We start from the raw sequence: 651 nt of genomic DNA, 5'->3' as shown, positions 1-651 counted from the left end.
TTTGTCCCAATTAGTAACACGTTCCCTTAATCAAACACGCATTAAACTCATGAACCGTTATGATACTTCAAACTCAGAAGATAAAAAGATTTATCGTAAAACTCAAAGCGTATTGGAAATTACTTCTCAAAAAACAAAACAGACTTAAGCGATTTTGATTATCGCTATCATCGTTTATTTAACGGACAAAAAAAGTTCGAGAGGAATCATCGATTACTTTATGACAATGGATGTTGAATTCAAAGAAACGTACGAACTAGCACAGCAATTACTGATTGCGCTACAACACAAAAATCCCCCTGCTTACCAATCACTGATTCAGACTAAAAAACCTTTCGTTTCTTCACAACTGAAACGCAGTTTAAAAACATTAAACAAGCATTTACTTGCAATCGAAAATAGCTTTAAATACAAGGATTCCAACGGGCATTTAGGAGGGATCAATAACAAAATAAAAGTGATTAAACGGATTTCGTTTGGTTACCGTAACTTTTCAAATTTCCGAAACAGGATTCTACTCGGATTCAATCATAAACGCATCGCTCCCAACTCGTAATTAATTGACTCTTGTACTGTCTTTTAATACGCGAGGAGCCTCAATAATAAACGTGCAGCGTCATGACGTTTGTGAAGGCGACTCTAGCGGGAAAA

At 35.8% G+C, this 651-nt stretch carries 1 protein-coding gene; it reads left to right on the top strand.

What is annotated here, in order from left to right:
• Positions 1-154 precede the first annotated feature (154 nt).
• Complete coding sequence (locus tag BCAMP_RS12850; RefSeq protein ID WP_198015811.1) at positions 155-556, top strand: transposase; 402 nt, start codon at positions 155-157, stop codon at positions 554-556.
• The last annotated feature ends 95 nt before the right edge of the window (positions 557-651 follow it).

Source organism: Brochothrix campestris FSL F6-1037 (assembly GCF_000525915.1).
In the GTDB taxonomy this organism is placed as follows: domain Bacteria; phylum Bacillota; class Bacilli; order Lactobacillales; family Listeriaceae; genus Brochothrix; species Brochothrix campestris.
This window is presented reverse-complemented; position numbering and strand designations above follow the sequence as displayed.